Raw genomic sequence first — 20,741 nt, 5'->3', positions numbered from 1 at the left:
AATTTTCCAAAAAACTTTTTTATTAAATAATATTTTTATTTATTCAATTGCTCGTTTATGAACAGTAAACCCTTGAATGACCTTTATATTAGCTTGGTACAACCCAACGTAATTTGGGAAAATCCTGTCGAAAACCGCAAACATATTTCCCAATTACTGCCTAAAGCAAATGGCCACATAATATTATTGCCCGAAATGTTTGCAACCGGATTTACCATGAACACCAAGAATTTTGCCGAAACTATGCAGGGTCCAACTGTTCAATGGATGCTACAAGAAGCTCAAAATAGAAATCAAGTTATTGCCGGAAGCCTTATAATTAAAGAGGACGACAAAGAAAATGCTAAAGATGATGCTATTAATAAAAAATACTATAATCGTTTTGTATGGGCTTTTCCGGATGGGCACTGCAAATGGTATAATAAACGCCATCTTTTTAGAATGGGAGCCGAACATTTGCATTATGAACCCGGAAATAAACGAGTGATTATTAATTATGCAGGTTGGCGCATTTGCCCGTTAGTGTGTTACGATTTGCGTTTTCCGGCATGGAGCCGCAACCATCAATTGCCTTTGTTTGATTTGCTAATTTATGTGGCAAGTTGGCCGCAGGTGCGCAGTTTTGCCTGGGAGCAACTGCTTATTGCCCGCGCTATCGAAAACCAAGTTTATACAGTTGGGGTAAACCGCGTTGGCCTCGACACGCATGGCCAACAACACCAAGGAGGCAGCACGGTACTAAACTATATGGGGCAACCAATGGCTGCTGCCCCATCAAACAACGAAGAAGTGGTAATTAATGCAACCATTAATTGGGAGGCTCAAAACGAATTCAGGGCAAAATTTGGGGCTTGGCGCGATGCCGACACCTTTAATATTGAGTAAATACCGTTTAGACTGCTTAAAAGGTCGGTATAGATTTATTGCACAACCATTAATTTTTTATGCCATTGATCTGAGGCAGTTTGAAGGGAACATATATATAAACCGGCTGGTAAATTAGCTGTGCTTATTGTTATGTTTGGTGGTATTTGGTCGTTTGCGGCAACAGGTTGGCTTAATACTATTTGGCCATTTGTGTTGCGCAATAAAAATTGCCCATCGTTTAACAAGGGTACAGATAAACTAATTTGGGCGTACTTGTTAGCGATATTTTGCTGTACCTGCAAACAATTATCGTTATGATTGGGCAGATAGCAGTCGGCATTGGCATTATCATCCGGATTTTGTTGGTTGCCATAAAATAACCCGCCTTTTCCCGATTTTTTCACAATATCAACCGTATAGTCTTCTACTTCGCCATAGTCAAAAACATCGTTGGGGCCTACCCATCCGGTGCTGCTCATAGATACACGCATACGAGTTTTGCCCTCAAGGGCTGCATCCGGAATAGTAAAATTACCTTTAAATGTTGTTCCGGGTTTATAAAACATATTAGCCACTAAATTGCTGGCACTAAATATCCGTTCTCCGGGCTCAAAATCGTAATTTTGATTCCAGTCAACCCAAATTTGCCAGTACAAAACATAGCCTTTATTTTTTACGCCTGCCGATACCAATAAAGGTAAAACGGTATCTTTTGGCAATTCAAATACCAATTTTTCGGTAAAATCGGCATAACCATTATTTTTTCCACTTACATGTAGTACATTATTAATACTAATCCCTTCAATCCATTCATTAGCAGAACTTTCGGCTTTTGACAGGGCGTAGCCTTTGCACGTAGTAAAAAACGATTTCACTGCCGAGTAGGTGCTGGTATCAAAATCGCAAGCAGTTTTTATGCTAAAACTGTATTCGGTACAAGGCTCGAGCAGGCTAATATTGATTGAGTCGGCGGTGGTATATTTGTTTTGCCATATAAATTCGCTGGCTTTTTTAAACCTGATGGCATAAAATGCACCCGGAAACCCTTCCCATTTAAGGGTAACAGCATTTTCGGTAATGGCAGTGGCTGCAGGATTTTGCGGGGCAGGACAATCGTATCCGGTATTAAATATTAATATATCGCTGTAATCGCTGCTACCATATTGGGTATCACAAGTGGTTTTTATACGCGCCTCGTAGTCTGTTTTAGGTGTTAGGTCGGTAATTTCTATTTGCGCCTGACTAACAATTAGTTTTTTCCAGTCTTTGTTATTGCCACCAACAAAACGGTATTCAAACAAATAGCTCAAGGCGCCGTCTTGGGGTTGCCATAACAATAAAGCACTTGATTTTGTTACTTTTTCGGCTGTCAAACCGTTGGGGGGCTGGCAACTGAATTTAGGGGTAAAATAAATAGGTTCACTTTTTAAACTGGTGTCGCCCTCGCTGCAAATAGCCCGCACATAAAGTTTGTACTCTTTGTTGGTATATAAATCGGTTAGGTTTAGGTAATTATCGGGGGTATAAACCAAAAATTTATAGGTATCGAACCCAAAACTGTAATAGACCTCATAATTAACGGCGCCATAAACGGGCTCCCAATACACAGATGCCGATTTGGTATATATATCGCTAACTGCTAAATCGTAGGGTGGGTAGCAGGAGGCATCTAATGTTGAGAAATTAATAACTGGGCAATAAGGGCTTAGCGAGTTGTCAATACAGGTGGTTTGCACTTGTAACTCGTAGGTTGTGCCCGGAATTAAATAGTTAAGTGCGGTATTGGTTTTGCTGATATTGTAAATATATTTCCATTCGTCTTGGCCAAACGGGCGGTAGCGCAAGGTGTGAGTTGGCGTAATTTCGGTGGTTTCCCAAGCAATTTGTGCGCTTACTTGGGTAATATTTCCGGCGGCAAGTTTAGTTGGTGGGTCGCAAATAATGGTTTGGGTGCCGGTAATACTTATATTGTCTATATAAATATTATTGCCGTTTTCTGAGAAAGCTTCAAAACCTATCAGCACTTCGCCACCTGCATAGGCCGACAGGCCAAGCGTTTCGGTACGCCACTCGTCGCAATTTGCCGGAATGAATGTTGAGGTACAATATCCGGATTTAGTAGCTAAACTACTGCCTTTTTTATTGTAAACCTCTTTAAATGTTTCGCCGCAATTGGTCGAAACAATTACGCGCAGCCCATCGGTGTACGATGCCCCTGCTTGGCAATAGGCCACATCAAAATTAAGAGCAGCATTGGTATAAGTGTTAAGGTCAAGACGGGTGTAGGCGTAGTCGTATTGGTTTAGATTATAGTAATTATAGCTGTTTACATAAAAACTGAACATGTCGGTGTCCTCACATTTATTAGATAGCTGTAATTTCCAAGTTTGGTCGTTGTCGGGGTTTATGATAGACCATTTGGCGGTGTTGAGTTCAAAGTTTTCGGCAAAAGGCATGGCATTTAGTATGGCGAAGGCAAAGGTTTGCGAAGCGTCGTCGTTGGTTGTATTTAGGTCGGTTAGGCCATTGGGGGCAGTAGTGTAGGCGGTAAGGGTGTATGATCCGGAAAAAGTAAGGTCGTTTGTTGGCGGTAATAATACAGACTCGGCAAAACCTGCCGGCAAATTTCCTACCCAGAAATAGTTATAAATAGTGCCGGGTGCATTAGAGAGGTAGTAGTTGATGGTTGCTTTTTTTAAGGATTGGGTGCCATAGTTTTTAATAATTACCGTTGGAGCAAGTGCAGCATTACAAGCAAACCCTTCCGGATTGGTTATGTCGGTGATGGCAGCATCTAATAAAACCAGCGATAAACAGCCGTCGCTTTCGATGAGACTACTTCTGTATTTTATAAACGACAAGCGCATACGGTCTTTTTGGCCTTCGGTAAACCGTACTTTACAAGCGCGTTTATTGTAATCTAAGTAATTATCTGTGGGGTCGTTTTGGTCGCCAAGCCCACCTATATTTTTTGCCCTGAACGGATTGCGTGGGTGGGTGTCGTCTGTGTCGGTTGTACAACTATTGTCGGGTGTTGAGCAGTTTGCAGTCGAAATTTTTGAACCATCCGGAGGGGTGTCGCAAACATAGTCGCCGTTTTCTAAGCAGTTGTTATTAGTGCAGCCGTTTTCAAAAGTATGGAATAGGTTAAGGTAATGGCCAGCTTCGTGAATTAATACTTTAGTCTCGTCTATTGAACTGCCAAAGTATTTGGCCACAGTTAAGATGCCATCGGCTGCTGTTCCGGCCGATGTTGCATAGGGCGTTAAACCAACTGTATTACAATCGTTAACGTAGCACATGTCGGTAACAACCCAAATGTTTAAATACTTGTCTGGGTCCCATTGCGCAATATCAGTTTTTACATAAATGTCCTCATCTTCTTTAAGGTCAATATTGGTATATTTGCTCGATGCGTGCCTTACTATACCGGTAGTACTACTGCCTTCAGGGTCGCGGGTAGCCAAACAAAACTCAATACCCACCGATATGCCCTTGCTGTTGTAATAGCTGTTTTTGTTATTAAAAGCATCGTTTAACCAGTTAATAGCTTGCTGAACTTGCGCATCTTTAAGATTTGCGCCTTTGCCAATAGTTTCGCTGGGGGCGTGTACCAAATGTACAACAGTAGGAATAGTGTAAACCTCGTCGTCTTTACCTTGTTTAGCGGTATTATTTAATTTTTGTAAGGTGGCAGTAGCCAACTGATGGTTACATTTATTTTCATAAACTATGTATTTAGGGTTGTTTTTTATGTGTTTTTGCCGCCAAAAATCAACGCCGCAAGCTTGCATTTGACCTTGATTTTGAGCTTTTAAAACCTGTTGCGGCTGAGATAATAATCCTAGTAAAGTAACAATACAAAGAAAGGCAAAACGTGCAAACGCTTTGCTCGAGTTAGTGGGATGATACGGCATAAACCTTAAAATGAAGTAGTTTTGTAAGTATTGAAAGTAAGCAGTAAACGAAAAAAGCCCTCAAAGGTAATATTTTTTCTCGGATTAAAAGCGTTGGCACTTGGATTTTTGATGAATAAAATACATTTAATTATTATTTAATAAACATATAAAATACAGGCAAATTTTATTATCTATTATTTTTTATGTTTTGACGTTGCAGTAGCCTTTTAAACTATTACTGTTTAACTTTGTTGTTGCTTGTATTGTTTTATTATAATGTCGAATATGAATGCCTTAAATGACTACTTAGACAACCATTATATACATCGCAGCAACTGGCTTAGAGCAGCAGTTTTAGGTGCAAACGATGGCATTATATCAATATCAAGTTTGGCCATTGGCGTGGCTACAGCAAGCAGTACTAAAGAGCCTGTAATTTTGGCAGCTATTGCCGGACTGGCTGCCGGCGCTTTGTCTATGGCTGCCGGCGAGTATGTTTCGGTAAGCTCGCAAACCGATATTGAAAAAGCCGACATTGAACGAGAAAGACAGGAAATAGAAGAAATGCCCGAAATTGAACTGCAACGTTTAGCACAAATTTATGAACAACGCGGGCTAAAAAAAGAAACAGCTTTAGTGGTAGCACAAGAGCTAACCGCTTTTGATGCCCTTGGCGCGCATGTGCGCGACGAACTGGGTATCAACGAAATTAGCCGAGCCAACCCTATACAAGCAGCTTTGGCATCGGGGGCGGCATTTTTAGCGGGTGGCGCTATGCCGCTTATAGGAGTTATAGCCTTGCCGCCACAAAATACCGAGTACTATCTTTATGGAATGGCAATTTTGTTTTTATCCGTATTAGGTGGCGTTGCAGCCAAAACCGGAGGTTCAAATGTTGTAAATGCTATTGTAAGGGTTAGCTTTTGGGGTACCATAGCTATGGTTTTAACAGCTATTGTAGGTTATTTATTTGGTGTGAATATTTAAATAATTCAACATGTATGAATGCATGCTTTGATGGTAGCATTGCTAACCCAGCTAGTTTTTTTCCGGATAAATAAAAAAATGCAAACCCATACCCTCACATCCGGAAAAAATTTGGAGATAAATTTTTATACCTACCAAACGTTTGGTATATTTGCACTTCAAAAAAGAAAAAACCAAATTGACCTCAAAAAATCTCTGTAAATAAAAATTCTATAAGTTACCGAACATTATTGGCAACTACACAATTAACCATTAATCATCAAAAAAAATCAGATAAAAATGACGGCCTTTGCACCACAACATAATCAACAAACAGTAATACCGGCAGCGCAACGCCATATTAAAAAAGTAGCCGTATTAGGTTCGGGGGTAATGGGTAGCCGCATTGCCCTGCATTGTGCCAATATTGGCTTGCAAGTTGTACTGCTCGATATTGTGCCTCGCGAGCCAAACGCCACCGAAACCGCCTTAGGTCTAACCCTAACAAACAAGCAGGTGCGCAACCGTATTGTTAACGAAGCACTACAATTTGCCTTGCAAAGTAACCCATCGGCAGTGTATAACAAATCTTTTGCCCAACGCATTACCACCGGAAACTTTGAAGACGATTTGCAATTGCTTAAAGAGTGTGACTGGATAATTGAAGCCGTAATTGAACGCCTTGATATTAAACAAAGTATTTACGAAAAAATAGAAACAGTACGCAAACCGGGCACCCTTATAACGAGCAACACCTCGGGCATCCCCATCCGGATATTAGCCGAAGGACGCAGTGCCGACTTCAAACAACATTTTTGCGGCACCCACTTTTTTAATCCGCCGCGCTACCTTCAACTCCTCGAAATAATTCCAACCCCCGACACCCACCCGCAAGTAACCGATTTTTTAATGCAGTACGGCGACCAATTTTTGGGTAAAACAACTGTTTTGTGCAAAGATACCCCCGCTTTTATTGCCAATAGGATAGGTGTATTTAGCATTATGGCTATTTTTCATTTAATGCAACAAGTAGGATTAACCATTGAAGAGGTTGATGCACTAACCGGCCCCATATCGGGGCGGCCAAAATCGGCTACCTTCCGGACCTGTGACGTTGTAGGCATAGACACCTTAGTAAAAGTTGCACAAGGGGTATATGATAACTGCCCTAATGACGAAAGCCGTCATTTGTTTGCCATCCCTAATTATGTTAATACTTTGGTTGAAAAAGGCTGGATTGGCGACAAAGGCGGGCAAGGCTTTTATAAAAAAATGCGCACCGATGATGGAAAAACCGAAATTTTAGCCCTCGACCTCGACACTTTGAACTACCGCCCGCAAAACAAACCCAATTTTGCCAGTTTAACCGCCGCTAAAACTACCGACGACCTTAAAAAACGCCTTAAAATACTGCACAGCGGCACCGACAAAGGCAGCGAGTTTTTAAATAAACTTTCGGCACAACTATTTCAATATGTATCGAACCGCATACCCGAAATTGCCAACGACTTATACCAGGTTGACGATGCCATGCGAACAGGTTTTGGCTGGCAACTCGGCCCTTTTGAATACTGGGATGTGTTGGGTGTTGAAAAAGTGGTGGCCCAAATGACTGCATCCGGAGTACAAGTAGCCGAATGGGTACGCATTATGATAGCATCGGGCAAAACGCAGTTTTATACTACCGAAAACGGCCTCCGTAAAGCGTATAACCCCGCTACACAAACCTACGAACCTATACCCGGCGGCCAAACTTTTATAATATTAGATAATTATCGCACGCAAAAGCCCGTTTGGGGCAATGCCGGCACCACTTTGCACGATATTGGTGATGGCGTTTTATGTTTAGAGTTCCATACTAAAATGAATGCCATGGGCGATGAAGTTTTGGCCGGAATACAAAAATCTATCGAAATTGCCGAAACCGAAGGTTGGCGCGGCTTGGTAATTGGCAATAATGGCGAAAATTTTTCGGCAGGGGCAAATTTAGCCCTTATGTTAATGTTGGCCATTGAACAAGAGTACGACGAATTAGATTTTGCCGTTCGTATGTTTCAGCGCACAACTATGCGGGCACGCTACTCGCAAATACCTGTAGTAGTAGCACCGCACGGGCTTACCTTGGGCGGAAGTTGCGAACTGACCATGCACGCCGACAGTGCCGTTGCCAGTGCCGAAACCTATATTGGTTTAGTTGAGGTAGGAGTAGGTATTTTGCCCGCCGGAGGTGGCACAAAAGAGTTGGCATTGCGGGCCAGCGATGCTTACTACGAGGGCGACATACAAATACCACGCCTGCAACAATCTTTAATGAATATTGCCACCGCAAAAGTTGCAACCTCGGCACACGAAGCCTTCGATTTGGGTATTTTGCTTAACAACCGCGACCATGTTGTGGTTAATCCGCGAAGGGTAATTGCCCAAGCGAAACAAAAAGTACTTAGTTTGGCCAGTGCCGGATATAGCCAACCCCAGCCCCGCACCGATATTAAGGTTTTAGGCCGCTCGGCATTGGGCACTTTTTATTCGGGTATTGCTGCCCTGCGTTTTGCCGGTCACGCCAGCGAACACGACGAGCTAATTGCCCAAAAAGTTGCCCACGTACTATGCGGCGGCGACCTTTCTATGCCCACCAACGTTACCGAACAATATTTGCTTGATTTAGAGCGTGAGGCCTTTTTGCACCTAATTAGTACGCGCAAAACCATGCAACGCATTGAACACATGCTTAAAACCGGAAAACCTCTGCGCAACTAATTTTTTGGGCTGAACTTAGCAACAGCTTGCAGCAAATAAAAATTTAGACCTTAATGAGCTTTAGTACATCCGGAGAAATTAAGCGCTGACATATAAATTTGTAGCTGTTTTTAGAATAAGAAGCGATAAATTTATCTTTATCCGGAAAGTTTTCATCCGGAAATGACGATAATAATACTTCAACCCAAGTAGAATTGCCTTTTTTAGGCTCAACTAATTATTTGTGTGTAATTTTGTACGGCAATATTTTTGGCCGACTGTTTTTTATTTGCTTTTAACCCTAAGGCTGTACTTCGCTAAACTGCCTTGCTCGGCCCAAATTTGTTGTTGGTAACGAAAGTTAATTTCCTGTGATTTATTTTTTTAAAACTACCACATCGCTTCAGTTTTTATCGCTGCTGATATTGGCCGTATTATTAAACCTAAATTTATGGGTTATTCCGCCAACGGCAATACCCGCTGAAGGTGCCGCCCCTTTAGGCCGGTTAGTGGTGCAGGCGCTTCAAAATTACCCGATGCACGGTTTGTGGGTTTTATATGTATTGGGCTTGTGTTTACAGGCATGGCTTATTCAAATTTTGGGCAACCGGTTTAATTTATATAAGAAGACTTCCATATTGCCAGCCTTTTGTTATTTGGTTTTAACCGGACTAATAAATACTTATATGTTTTTATCGCCGGCATATTTTATGGTTTTTGTGGTTATATGGCTACTTTTTTTGATCTTTGGCAATTTACAAACACATTTATTAGCACCCGCCTTTGACGTTGGTTTTGCCGTTGGATTGGGTATTTTAATTTATGCACCTGCTTTGCCCCTTGCACTGTTTGTATTTGTAGCCCTAACTATAGTGCGCACGTTTACTTGGCGTGTTTGGATGGTAGCTCTTTTTGGGTTGTTGATACCCCATTTTTGGGTTGCTACCTGGTATTTTGCTACCGACTCGCTACACTTGCTTTTATCTCATTATGGTGGTGAGCTTATTGCTACAAGTCCTGTGCCATCACTATCTTCTCAAAACGAGGTTTGGATAAAACTGGGCTTATTAACAGTTTTAACCCTTTGGACCATTGCTTTGCTGCGTACCGAATTTTTAAAAATGCCCGTTCAAACAAGGCGGTATTTTAATGTAATTTTATATGCCGTTTCGTTTGCGCTGTACGCTTTTTTAGTGTTGCCCGATGCAGCTTGGCATCCGGCAAGTTTGTTTTTAGTGCCTTTCTCGTTGTTTTTAGCCTATTTATACACCGAGACATCTAATTTGTGGTACAGTGAATCGTTGAATGTATTAATATTGGCGGTTTTATTTTATTACCAATATGTTAGTTTTTTGCCGTTTTAGCGCTTAATTGCCAATCATGCTTCCATGGTTAAATTGAAAAACTAATTTTGAAGCAGGTGCATAAACTCGGCCTCGGATATAATTTTTATGGTTGAAATTTTTTGGGCTTTTTCTAATTTCGAGCCGGCATCGCTGCCAACTACCAAATAATTTAATTTTTTACTAACGCTACCCAAAACGCTACCACCGTTTTCGGTTACTAAGGCTTCGGCCTGGCTGCGGGTAAGGGTTGGCAGTGAGCCTGTGAATAAAAAGTTTAATCCTGTTAATTTATCGCTGCTTTGTTGGGGGGCATCTTCGGCTCGTTGAAGGGTATTAACACCCAAACTTTCTAATTCAGCAATTAAGTGTAGATTGTGGGCATTGGCAAAAAAGTTGTGCACATTTTCAACAATACGAGGGCCAAAATCGGTTAGCCCAAGCAGTTGTTCTGTTGTAAATTTGGCAATTTGGGCTATACTTTTAGCGGCATTAGCTAAGGTAATAGCTTTGGTAGCACCAACCTCTCTGATACCTAAACCAATTATTAACCTGCTAAGTGATTGATTTTTAGAGGCTTCGATATTAGCTTGTAAATTAGCAACTGATTTTTCGCCAAAACCTTCTAAGATTGCAATTTTTTCGTAAGGCAGCCTATATATATCCGGAATTTGGCTTATAAATCCTTCGCGCATCATCCGGATGATAATTTCGCGCCCCAAGCCACGTATGTCCATAGCATCTTTTGATACAAAATGGATAATTTTTTCTTCAACCTGGGCGGGGCACTCACTGTTTATGCAGCGCCAAATTGCTTCATCTTGGGGACGTACCAAGTGAGTACCGCATGAGGGGCAAATATCCGGAAAAACAATGGCTTGTTCCTGTCCGGTTCGGTTTTCGGTTAAAACTTTTACAATATAAGGTATAACATCGCCGCTACGCTCTACTAATACCGTATCGCCAATTCGTATATCTTTTTCGGTAATAAAATCTTGGTTGTGCAGCGATACGTTGGTAATATTAGCCCCTGCCAAATTAACGGTTTTAAGTCTTGCCACTGGGGTAACAGCCCCCGTGCGTCCTACCTGAAAATCAACACTTTCGAGGGTTGTAGCAGCCTGCCGCGAATCAAATTTATAGGCAATTGCCCAGCGTGGGTGGTGCGAGGTACTGCCGCATTGGTCTTGTTGGCGCAAGTCGTTAAGTTTAACTACCACGCCATCAATTTCGTAGGGGTATAGGTTGCGGGCATTCTTAAAGGCGATACAATCAGTTATAGCATCGTCAATTTGGGTGTAAATTTTATTGTTGGCTACACCATTGACGGATTTAGTTATACGAAAACCAATTTGGGATAAAATTTCTATGCACTGGCTGTGCGAAACAATTTGTTTGGCTAATAAATTATTGCCATCAGCATCATAAGCGGCACTTATTTGATAAATAAAGGCTTCGAGTTGGCGCTCGGCCATTTTACTGCTGTCTTTTTGGCGCAATGCCCCTGCTGCCGAGTTGCGCGGGTTGGCCAACTCCGATTCGCCGCGTTCTTTTCGCTGTAAGTTTATTTGTTCAAAACTGTGTTTACTAATGAGTACTTCGCCGCGCACTTCGGCTTTGGCAATACCATATTTCGAGAAATTTGCGCGCAGGGGTATTGTTGGCAATGTTTTAAGATTATGGGTTATGTCGTCGCCACGTTCGCCGTCTCCGCGGGTTGCGCCGCGTATTAACAAGTCGTTTTCGTACACCAAAGCAATACTTGAGCCATCGAGTTTAGGTTCAATCATAAATGAAGGCACAGCGCCTTCAATCAATTTTTGAACTGTAGCAACCCAATCAGTAATATTTTGTTCGGTATATGCTTTGTCTAACGATAGCATTGGCGTTAGATGGGCTACGGTGGTAAACTCGTCAACAACGCCGTGGGCTACCCGTTGGGTAGGAGAGTCGGGGGTTTTTGTCTCCGGATATTGGCTTTCGAGGGCTTTAAGAGCATCGAACAAATAATCGTAGTTAGTGTCTGGAATATTGGAGTCGGCCAGTACATAATAGCGCCAGTCATGGTAATTAATTACCTGCCGCAGTTGGTTGGCCAAATTTTGAGTTTCACTTTCGGGTACATCCATTAAGGCCTGATAAGCCAATAGTTGCTTGGTTAGCTTGTCGAGGCTGGCAATTTGAGACGCAGTATAATGCATAACTTGTTAATTGTTGGTGCAGCTAAAATGTGGAAACTGTATTTTAAGCATAAAATACGCCCTACCATTTTGAAAATTCATTGGCAGGGCGTATTTACATTATGGTATAGTTTAATCTGGCAATTTGTACTTTATGGTCAAATTTTTAGACTGAGCTATACGTTTTTATTACTTCACAATAACTCCGTCGGCTTCAAAACTAATTTCAATTTCGGGTTCGGTAATTTTGGCAATTTCCTCTGCCGATTTTCCGGCATCTTCAGCGTAGTGTTGTAAATCGGCTACCGAAGTAGTATCAAATCTGGCAATACCATTAATAACAGCTGTGCGGCCTTGAATATCTTTGGGCATAAAAAAGCCATAATCTTTAAAATGGACACGCATATCGCCACCGTCTGCAGTTTTTAAGTTCATCCAACAGCCCTTTTTTTGGCATACTTCGGTAACTTCGCCTGTTGTTTTTATGTTTATTTCTCCTTTGCCCGATTTTTTAAGCGCATCAAACGCCTGGGCTAAACTTACCGCCCCGGTTTCGTCTATTTTAGCACCAAAATTGGTAGGGCTGCCGTCGGCATTCATTTTAGCTTCGCTAGCATCGCCATGGTCATGGTCGTGTCCTTCGTGGTCATGTCCGTCGTGGCTATGGTCGTGCCCATCTGCGTGTTCATGTTGGCCTTTTTGCCCGCCCCCACCACAGGCTGTTTGAAGTGCTGCGAAGGCAAATACTGCCATAAAAAGCATAAAAAAGAAAAAATTTTGTTTCATGGTATTAGGTAAAAAAATTAAGAAAATTGAAGTGCAAAATTACGTTTTTTTTATGAAGGTGCATGACAAACAGCTACAAAAATTGGCAAACCTGAAATGTAATCACTTAATTATTCACCTAAGCTTTTTTTAATCCTATTTTGTATCTTTACGGCTTTATTTACATATATAAATTTGTACTGCCTTTAACATATGCCTAACAAAACTTTAGTTTTACCTGTTTTGCCTACCTTGTTAATGGGCTATGCCAATACGCCTTCGAGCAACGATTTTGGCTACTTACGCAATTTAAAACAAGAACGTCGCGCATTAGGCAATATTTTATTAGAGGCCGAAGAAGATGGCTTATTAAAACTTAATATTGAACCCGATGCTACTTTAGATGATATTAGGCGGGTGTTTCAGCAAAACGAAGTTAGCTTTTTCCACTATGCAGGTCATGCTTCTTCTTCCGGATTAGAATTAGAGGATGGCGATGAAGGCAACAGGTTGGCAATTGTTTCCGGATTAGCAGATTTTTTGGGCAATCAAAAAAAATTGTTACTGGTTTTTTTAAATGGCTGTTCAACACAAAACTTAGCCCGAAACCTTAGCGACAAAGGTATTCCGGCAGTAATTTACACCAACGAATCAATAAACGACGAAGTAGCACGTCAATTTGCTATTTATTTTTATCAGGCAATTGAACGGGGGCGTACCATTTCAGATGCTTTTACCGAAGCGGCTGCCGGCATACAAACTGATGCCCGATTTGCCAGCACCGCCGCTATGTACCAAGCACGGGCATCGCGGCTAATTAACCCACCCGATACGAACAGATTTCCTTGGGAAATATTTATACACCCCGACTATGCCAACCAGCTAAAAACATGGCAACTAAGGGCAACGCCAAAAGTAGTAATACCAGCACAGGTATTTAAGTTTAACGTTAGTGATGCCAAATTTACCGGATTGGAAGAAAAATTGAAAAAAGACGATCCTACGCTTTATGCCAGTTTATTAAATTTGCAAAAATTTGCCGAGCAACAGATTACCGAATATACAGCGGTCATTAACAAATACAGTGGCCATACCCGCAACTACAGCGATAATTTGCGCTATTGGCTAAACCGGATATTAAAAAAAGATATTAAAAAGATAAAAAAAGAGGAACTATATTGTTATGCGGCCTCTGCCGCCTTACTAACCTGCTGTCTATGGCAAAACGAGGCACTTATTGCCGATATTGACCGCCATTTTGCCTTGGTAAGCGCCGACTTCATAGAAAATAACTGGTCTAAATTATACTTAGAAAAAGATTATGTTAAAGCAGTTGCCGCTTTAGTTCGCAGTGTTGCCCTGCCCGTTTTGCCGCCAAACGACTATAAAACAAGCCTGTTTTTTGACGAGGCAAAGCTTTCAATGATGCTTACGGCCAGCATATTTCGAATTTCGGCGCACTTAGACCTTGAAACAATAGAACCTGAAAACTTGTTGCCAAACGAGCAATTGCCGCACGTAAGCCAAAGTCGCGAACAATGGACACAACTAAATAAAACCCGACTATTAACCAACAACGACCGCGGTATTTTAACCATACGATTAGACTGCGACGAACAAAATATTTACAACGCCCTGCAACAACGAACCTCGGATATTAAAATCCATATTGAACAAGGAATAAAAGAAGAATACGATTTAGCAGGCCGCGAGTTTCCGCTAAAGGCAATAGTTAACGAGCTAAAAGCACTTAATATTCCGGCACGCCCCATAGGACTTAGCTTTGATAGAAGGCGTATCTTTAATGCTTTTGTAAATGAAACTAACCAAGGCAAAGAAATTACAGGCTTGTTTGAGGCATTGCAAAATAGTATAGACACTTGCCGCGAAAAACAAAAAGCCCAGTCAAATTACATGCCACGCATTTTTATAACCCTTACCGATGACACCTTGATTTTAGAGGACAACGGGTTGGGTATGAATTTAGACATTATAGAAGCAAAATTTGCACGCTTGCGCGGTAAAGTATTTACCGACGAAATTACACAAATGAGAACCAAACGTGCAATTGCTCAAATTGGAATGGGCGTTTTTTCGTATTTTTTGATCGCCGATTCTTTTGAAGTTGAAACATTCCGGAAAGATTATCAAGCCTTAAAATTCAGAGCTTACAGCGATCCGGAAATTAATTTCTATTTTTTTGACGAAACGCAACATATAAAAGAAGGAACACGTATTATTTTCTTCCTGAAAAAAAGCCTGAAATCTCAATTTACTTTCGATTGGATGGTTGCCCAAATACAAAATTATGCCCGGAATATAGAGGTGGAAATTGTTTTACAATATAAAAACCGGAAATATATTTCGCTTAAATCGCCATATCAATTTACCGAACCTGAAATGCAGCGCCAACTAAGCCCTAATATGCGTGCAAATACTGCCCAGTTTCAGCTAATTTCAGCACGACTGCGTCAACCCAATTTTGACGGCATGTTGGCCTTAATTGTATATTTAGACGAAAAAAGTGAGATAGGCCGCAACCGGTCAGCTTATTGGAGCCAAAAATTTACAGCAAACAACGGTATTACCATTTTACATAAAGGAGCATTTTTATATCATTATACCAACGAAAGCGATACCCAAATTACCACCGCTATACCTGAAATTTTTGGCCAAGTAAATATATTAACCGATAGCTTACCCACGCTCAATGAAATGCGTGAGGCGGTACGCTTTTACGAAAAAATGCTGCTAGCTAAAATTTCTGACTTATTGGCCAACGAACAAAAAAAACTATTCGATTTTCAAGGTTACTATTTTAGAGCCGAAGCCTTGCAAGACCCTTTAGCAGACATTGTAAAATCCGGATTATTAGCCAGCGTATTTACAGGTCTTAAAATGGAATACATGTCTATTCAAAAACTGCTCGAATACAACGAAATTGCCATTATTGAAAACGCGACCTTACCCAAACCCTTTTCTGAACCAGTTGCCATAGCCACTTTTACCGAGTGCAATTGCCCTCTCATTACCACCGACCGTATGCCCTATGTGCGCTCTTTGTTTGAGCCTACGTTTACCAAGCCACTTCGGTTTTATGCCTATTTAATGCCAGGACAGACTTCTTCATACTTAATTTATAAGAAATGGGATGAAAAAACATCGCCTCACTTTGAGGGCGAGTGGTATAATATGCAAATGATACCCTTTACTGACGATACAACCCTGTATTGCTTAAAAGGGGAGCAAGGATTTTTTAATTCCCGACATCAAATTATTCAACATCTTATTAGCTTAAATCCTAAAATCGAAACTGAACAAACTGTGTATGAGGTGGTTCGTAAATTTGCTCAACAGTTTGAACTTATATTGGTAAGCACCGAGCCAAAATTGCCCAATATAAACGCCATTAATACCGAGTTAGCTAAATTGCCAGTCTTGGCGGGGAGCCCACAATTTTTGGTTACAGCTAACGACTTTCCTGTTTGGATGCGCAAATAATAAGCCAAATTTAAGCTGCGACTGGGTTTTGCGTTCAGTGGGCAAATTATTATTGCTTTTTAAAGTTTGCTGATGTCGTCTTCACTGAGTCCGGTAAGTTTAGAAATATCCGGAATTGATAAACCCATTATTTTTGCTTGTTTAGCTGCTTCAATTTTTCCTTCAATTTTTCCTTCGTCAAACGCGGTTTCTATAACGCTTTTTAGGTCTCTATATACTTTTAAGCTGCGCTCGTATTTGTCAAGCTCTGTTTGCGCAAGGTTGGCTAATTTTGCTTTCATTTTCTTTTCGACTTTAAAGTTTACATTATAATATTGTAAATTTGCTTGCGTGTTTTTTATTTTTTAATTGGCAGCATTGATGTATAAAGGCAAGGTCGCTAACTTATTCTTTGCCGTACTTTTTTTACAGCTTCTATAATATTAGCGGCAGTAAGGCCATATTTTATCATTAAATCATTGGGTTTACCACTTTCGCCAAATTTGTCATTTACGGCTATCATTTCCATAGGTGTTGGTTGATGAAGGGCTAAAGTTTGGGCTACGCTATCGCCTAAGCCGCCATTTTGCTGGTGTTCTTCGGCGGTAACGACGCATTTGGTTTTAGCCGCCGATTGTAAAATGGCTACTTTATCTAAGGGTTTAATGGTGTGCATGTTTATTATTTCTGCGCTAATACCTTGCTCGGCTAAAAATCGGCCAGCCTCAAGCGCTTGCCAAACTAAATGACCGCAGGCAATAATAGTTACATCGGTTCCGGATGTTAAAATTTGGGCTTTGCCTATTTCAAAAACTTGGTTGGCGGGGGTAAAAATGGGTACTTTAGGGCGGCCAAAACGCAGGTAAACAGGGCCTTCGTGTTGGGCAATGGCTTTGGTGGCAATTTTAGTTTGGTTATAATCGCAAGGCACAATAACGGTAAAACCGGGCAGCATTTTCATTAGGCCAATATCTTCTAAAATTTGATGCGTAGCACCATCTTCACCCAAGGTAATACCTGCATGTGAGGCGCATACTTTTACATTTTTTCCGGAGTAGGCCACCGATTGCCGCAACTGGTCATAAACGCGGCCTGTGCTAAAATTGGCAAACGTTCCTGTGAATGGAATTTTTCCGCCAATGGTTAAACCGGCGGCAATGCCTATCATATTGGCTTCGGCTACTCCGGTATTGTAAAATCTATCGGGGTATGCAGCCTGAAATTTGGTCATTTTTAACGATTCGGTAAGGTCGGCACAAAGTGCAACAACATTTTGGTTTTCGTGGCCAAGCTCTAAAAGACCGTCGCCAAACCCACTGCGGGTATCGTTTTCGCCAAGTATTGGGTAATTTGTTGTCATCTTTAATTGTAAAATATAAGCAAAATTAAGGGGTAATGCCCTTTTTATGTTTAAAAATTTGTTTTGGTTGCCAGTTTTAAATTACTTTGCAAACAAACCTAAATTTAAGCTACAAAGATACAATTCCTATTTGGGTTTTTATGGGATGAGCAGTAAATAATGCTTACATCTGTTATCATGGCGAAATCTAAGTTTATTGTATTTATAAATAATTTAAACTTCGGGTTTAAGTGGTGTTTATGCTTCCGGACTTTCGGCCTTCCATTTAAGTGCAAATTTTAAATCGGCAAAGCTTATAAAACCAATTAACAACGCCCAGCCAAAACAGCTTAAGCAAGCTAAACCAATTTGCCCAAACAAATGGATGGTTGGCAGTAGTTTGTTTGTTAAGATGTAAGCAGTACTGCATCCAGCTAAAAAAACTAAACTTTGGGCTAAACGTTTTGCCGACCAAATTAGTTTTGCATATTTTTTTGCCAGCCATAAACAGCCTATCAGCATAAATAACTGCGTTAACAAGGCAATACAGGCTGCTGCTAAGGCGTAATATTGCGGAATTAGCCATGTATTGAGCAAAAAGTTAAACAAAAAACATCCGGATGCCAACCAGTTTAAAGCTCCAATTTTGCCTGTTGCACTTGCTAAAGACCCATAAATATGAACAAGTACCATGGCTATAAACGCCAACATTAAAATGGCAAATACTTGGGCGGCATAGGTGTTTTCACGCATCCATACTAATTGACCCAGCCATGCCGCTACCGATGCACAGGCGGCAAACACTAATAACCACCTCCCTGCAATGCCTACAATATTATTTACAGGCTGGTTGCGGGCCAACATCCGCGAAAATCCGGGCATTAGTACAGTTGCCATTAACACGCCAATAATATTTAACGCATCGAGCATACGCCATGCCAGCGCATATACATCGACTTCGGCGTTTGCTTTTTCGGTTGGCAACAATATGCTAAGTAAGGCCACATCGCCGCGGGTAAAAACCGTCATAAGCAGGCCCAACAAGGCAAAAGGCCAGGTATTGCGCAGCATAAAACCAATAGACGACCAGTTTTGCCGCCACCTAAAATTTGACCAAGCCCAAGGCTTTGTGTAACGGTGCAAAATAGTTATGGCTACTATAAAACTAATGCCGTAACATAATGTTTGTAACGAGGCATACCATACCATATTAAATGGTTGTTGGTTTTTTGAAGCCATCCACAGCAAAATACCACCGCCGGCAATCATCAGTAATCTGTCAATTACCGAAATAATGCTGTCGGGGGTAAAAATATGCAAGCCTTGCAAATTGGCTCGTATAAATTGCAAAAATCCCAAAAAAATTTGACCTATGGCAAACCAGCTTAATAAACTTATATAGGTTGGGTTAATATTGTTTTGCGCAAAAAGCATGACAAAACATATTATCATATAAAAGGCTGCCAACAAAAGGCGCAATAGCACAACAGGGGCAAAAGTTTGCTGAAAATGCTGTGGGTTTTGTGCCAAATATCGGCTAAGGTAGTTGTTAATGCCTACATCGAGTAAGGTAGCCGGCAATAATGCGTAGGTAAACAGTTTAAAGTATTGGCCGTAAACTTGTTGGCCGGCTGTAAGTTGAACTGTTCGGTCTATACCAAAAATCCAAATGGGTTTTACCACTAAATTAAGCGCAATTAGTAAGCCTGCGCTGCTTAGTAAACTTGGTTTGTTGGTTTTGTTGTTATTGGGCTTTGTTGGCATTACAAAAACAAAAATGCCTTTAAAACTAAGTACCCCCACCAGGATTCGAACCTGGATTTAAAGTTTAGGAAACTTCCGTTCTATCCCTTGAACTATGAGGGCAAGCTAATTTCAATCAAAATTTTAATTGAAGGGTAAATAGCGTTGGGTAAATTATTAGGCACAAAGGTAAGGCAAACTGTTTAGTAAATGAAATGAATTGAAGCCAAATAGCATTTATAAACCCAAAGTGTTGTTTTTTAGGTTGCTATAAGGTTTTGCAAGGGCAGTTTGCGGGGAGGTATATTTTGCATGTGCTGGGCTATGTGCTGGATGTGTTGTGGCGTAGTGCCGCAGCATCCGCCAACAATATTTAGCAGGCCTTGTTGTGCGTAGTTGGCCAATACATGGCACATTTGTTCGGGAGTTTCGTCGTAGCCACCAAAGGCGTTGGGCAAGCCGGCATTGGGGTAGCAGCTAATATAGCAAGGGGCAATATGGCTAAGACTTAATAAATAAGGGCGCATTTCGTGGGCACCAAGGGCGCAGTTTAAGCCAATACTTAGTAAAGGGGCATGGCTTACCGAGGCATAAAAAGCCTCAACGGTTTGCCCGCTTAAAGTACGTCCACTTTGGTCGGTAATGGTTACCGATACCATTAGGGGCAGGGTTTTTCCGGTATTTTCAAATAAATCTAATATGGCGTATAAGGCTGCTTTACAGTTTAGCGTGTCAAAAACAGTTTCTACCAATAAAATGTCGGCACCGCCTTCCATAAGGCCACGCGCCTGCTCGTAGTAGGCAGTTTTAATGGCATCGAAAGTAGTTGCGCGATAGGCCGGCCTGTTCACATCTGGCGATAAAGAAAGGGTTTGGTTGGTTGGCCCCATGGCACCAGCTACCCACTTGGGCTGATGGCTACCCGTTTGCGAGCGCCAATTTGCAACAGCTTGTTGTGCAGCCTGTGCAGCGGCAAAATTAATATCATAAACAAGGTGTTGCGTATTATAGTCGGCTTGCGATATAGCAGTAGCATTAAACGTATTTGTTTCAATAATATCGGCGCCGGCGCTTAAATACTGGGTATGAATTTCTGTTATAATATCGGGGCGAGTTAAGCACAATAAATCGTTGTTTCCCTTTAACGGCTTGGCATGGTTGGTTAATAACGAGCCTCTAAAGTCTGCTTCGGTTAGTCCGTAGCCTTGAATGAGGCTGCCCATAGCTCCATCAATAATTAAAATGCGCTCGTTAAGTGCTTTTTGTAACAAGGTTTGCATGGTGAGTGTACTTGGTTTTTTTATTCAAAATTAAAAAATAAGGTGCAAATTACGTCGAATTTTATTTGTACGCAAACTGCATTGAGGTTTTGGTAAGTTTGTTAGTGGTAAAAACAACTTTATCCGGATTTTTTCTTTAGACT

12 protein-coding genes and 1 tRNA gene are annotated in these 20,741 nt (G+C 41.2%); 5 read left to right on the top strand and 8 right to left on the bottom strand.

Annotated features, from left to right (window positions below):
• Window positions 1–57 precede the first annotated feature (57 nt).
• Window positions 58–885 (top strand): amidohydrolase, encoded by an 828-nt coding sequence (locus IPI59_07570; GenBank protein MBK7527392.1) that lies wholly within the window; start codon window positions 58–60, stop codon window positions 883–885.
• A gap of 35 nt (window positions 886–920) precedes the next feature.
• On the opposite strand, the gene IPI59_07565 is transcribed toward IPI59_07570, so the two are convergent.
• Window positions 921–4,784, bottom strand: a complete 3,864-nt coding sequence (locus IPI59_07565; GenBank protein MBK7527391.1) for a fibronectin type III domain-containing protein — start codon at window positions 4,782–4,784, stop codon at window positions 921–923.
• Between the two features lie 267 nt (window positions 4,785–5,051).
• Here IPI59_07565 and IPI59_07560 point away from each other — a divergent pair, with 267 nt between their 5' ends.
• The 3 genes from IPI59_07560 to IPI59_07550 all read left to right on the top strand — a co-directional run bounded on the left by IPI59_07560 (window position 5,052) and on the right by IPI59_07550 (window position 9,832).
• Window positions 5,052–5,753, top strand: coding sequence for a VIT family protein (locus IPI59_07560; GenBank protein ID MBK7527390.1), 702 nt, complete (start codon window positions 5,052–5,054; stop codon window positions 5,751–5,753).
• A gap of 279 nt (window positions 5,754–6,032) precedes the next feature.
• The gene (locus tag IPI59_07555) at window positions 6,033–8,489 is read left to right on the top strand and encodes a 3-hydroxyacyl-CoA dehydrogenase/enoyl-CoA hydratase family protein (protein ID MBK7527389.1); all 2,457 of its coding nucleotides are present in this window, start codon (window positions 6,033–6,035) and stop codon (window positions 8,487–8,489) included.
• Window positions 8,490–8,839: 350 nt separating this feature from the next.
• Window positions 8,840–9,832 carry a hypothetical protein gene (locus IPI59_07550; protein MBK7527388.1) on the top strand — a complete coding sequence of 331 codons (993 nt, stop codon included), beginning with the start codon at window positions 8,840–8,842 and terminating at the stop codon, window positions 9,830–9,832.
• 41 nt (window positions 9,833–9,873) lie between these two features.
• Here the strand turns inward: IPI59_07550 and ligA are convergent, their stop codons facing one another.
• Window positions 9,874–12,012 carry an NAD-dependent DNA ligase LigA gene (gene ligA / locus IPI59_07545; protein ID MBK7527387.1) on the bottom strand — a complete coding sequence of 713 codons (2,139 nt, stop codon included), beginning with the start codon at window positions 12,010–12,012 and terminating at the stop codon, window positions 9,874–9,876.
• A gap of 168 nt (window positions 12,013–12,180) precedes the next feature.
• The gene (locus IPI59_07540) at window positions 12,181–12,591 is read right to left on the bottom strand and encodes a DUF4920 domain-containing protein (GenBank protein MBK7527386.1); all 411 of its coding nucleotides are present in this window, start codon (window positions 12,589–12,591) and stop codon (window positions 12,181–12,183) included.
• 378 nt (window positions 12,592–12,969) lie between these two features.
• Here IPI59_07540 and IPI59_07535 point away from each other — a divergent pair, with 378 nt between their 5' ends.
• Complete coding sequence (locus IPI59_07535; protein MBK7527385.1) at window positions 12,970–16,257, top strand: CHAT domain-containing protein; 3,288 nt, start codon at window positions 12,970–12,972, stop codon at window positions 16,255–16,257.
• A gap of 59 nt (window positions 16,258–16,316) precedes the next feature.
• Here the strand turns inward: IPI59_07535 and IPI59_07530 are convergent, their stop codons facing one another.
• From IPI59_07530 to IPI59_07510, 5 genes are all read right to left on the bottom strand, one after another.
• A complete protein-coding gene (locus IPI59_07530) occupies window positions 16,317–16,538 on the bottom strand; it encodes a hypothetical protein (protein MBK7527384.1) in 222 nt (73 codons plus the stop codon).
• A 98-nt stretch (window positions 16,539–16,636) separates the two neighbouring features.
• A complete protein-coding gene (locus IPI59_07525) occupies window positions 16,637–17,596 on the bottom strand; it encodes a transketolase family protein (protein ID MBK7527383.1) in 960 nt (319 codons plus the stop codon).
• 237 nt (window positions 17,597–17,833) lie between these two features.
• On the bottom strand, window positions 17,834–19,339 hold the full coding sequence (locus tag IPI59_07520) for an oligosaccharide flippase family protein (GenBank protein ID MBK7527382.1): 1,506 nt from the start codon (window positions 19,337–19,339) through the stop codon (window positions 17,834–17,836).
• Window positions 19,340–19,369: 30 nt separating this feature from the next.
• Window positions 19,370–19,441 (bottom strand) — tRNA-Arg (locus IPI59_07515).
• A 137-nt stretch (window positions 19,442–19,578) separates the two neighbouring features.
• Window positions 19,579–20,598, bottom strand: coding sequence for a homocysteine S-methyltransferase family protein (locus tag IPI59_07510; GenBank protein ID MBK7527381.1), 1,020 nt, complete (start codon window positions 20,596–20,598; stop codon window positions 19,579–19,581).
• Window positions 20,599–20,741: the final 143 nt, after the last annotated feature.

It is taken from the genome of Sphingobacteriales bacterium, from assembly GCA_016706405.1.
Classification (GTDB): Bacteria; Bacteroidota; Bacteroidia; order Chitinophagales; family UBA2359; genus BJ6.
Note: the sequence above shows the minus strand (reverse complement) of the source record. Positions and strands in the feature narration are given on the sequence as shown.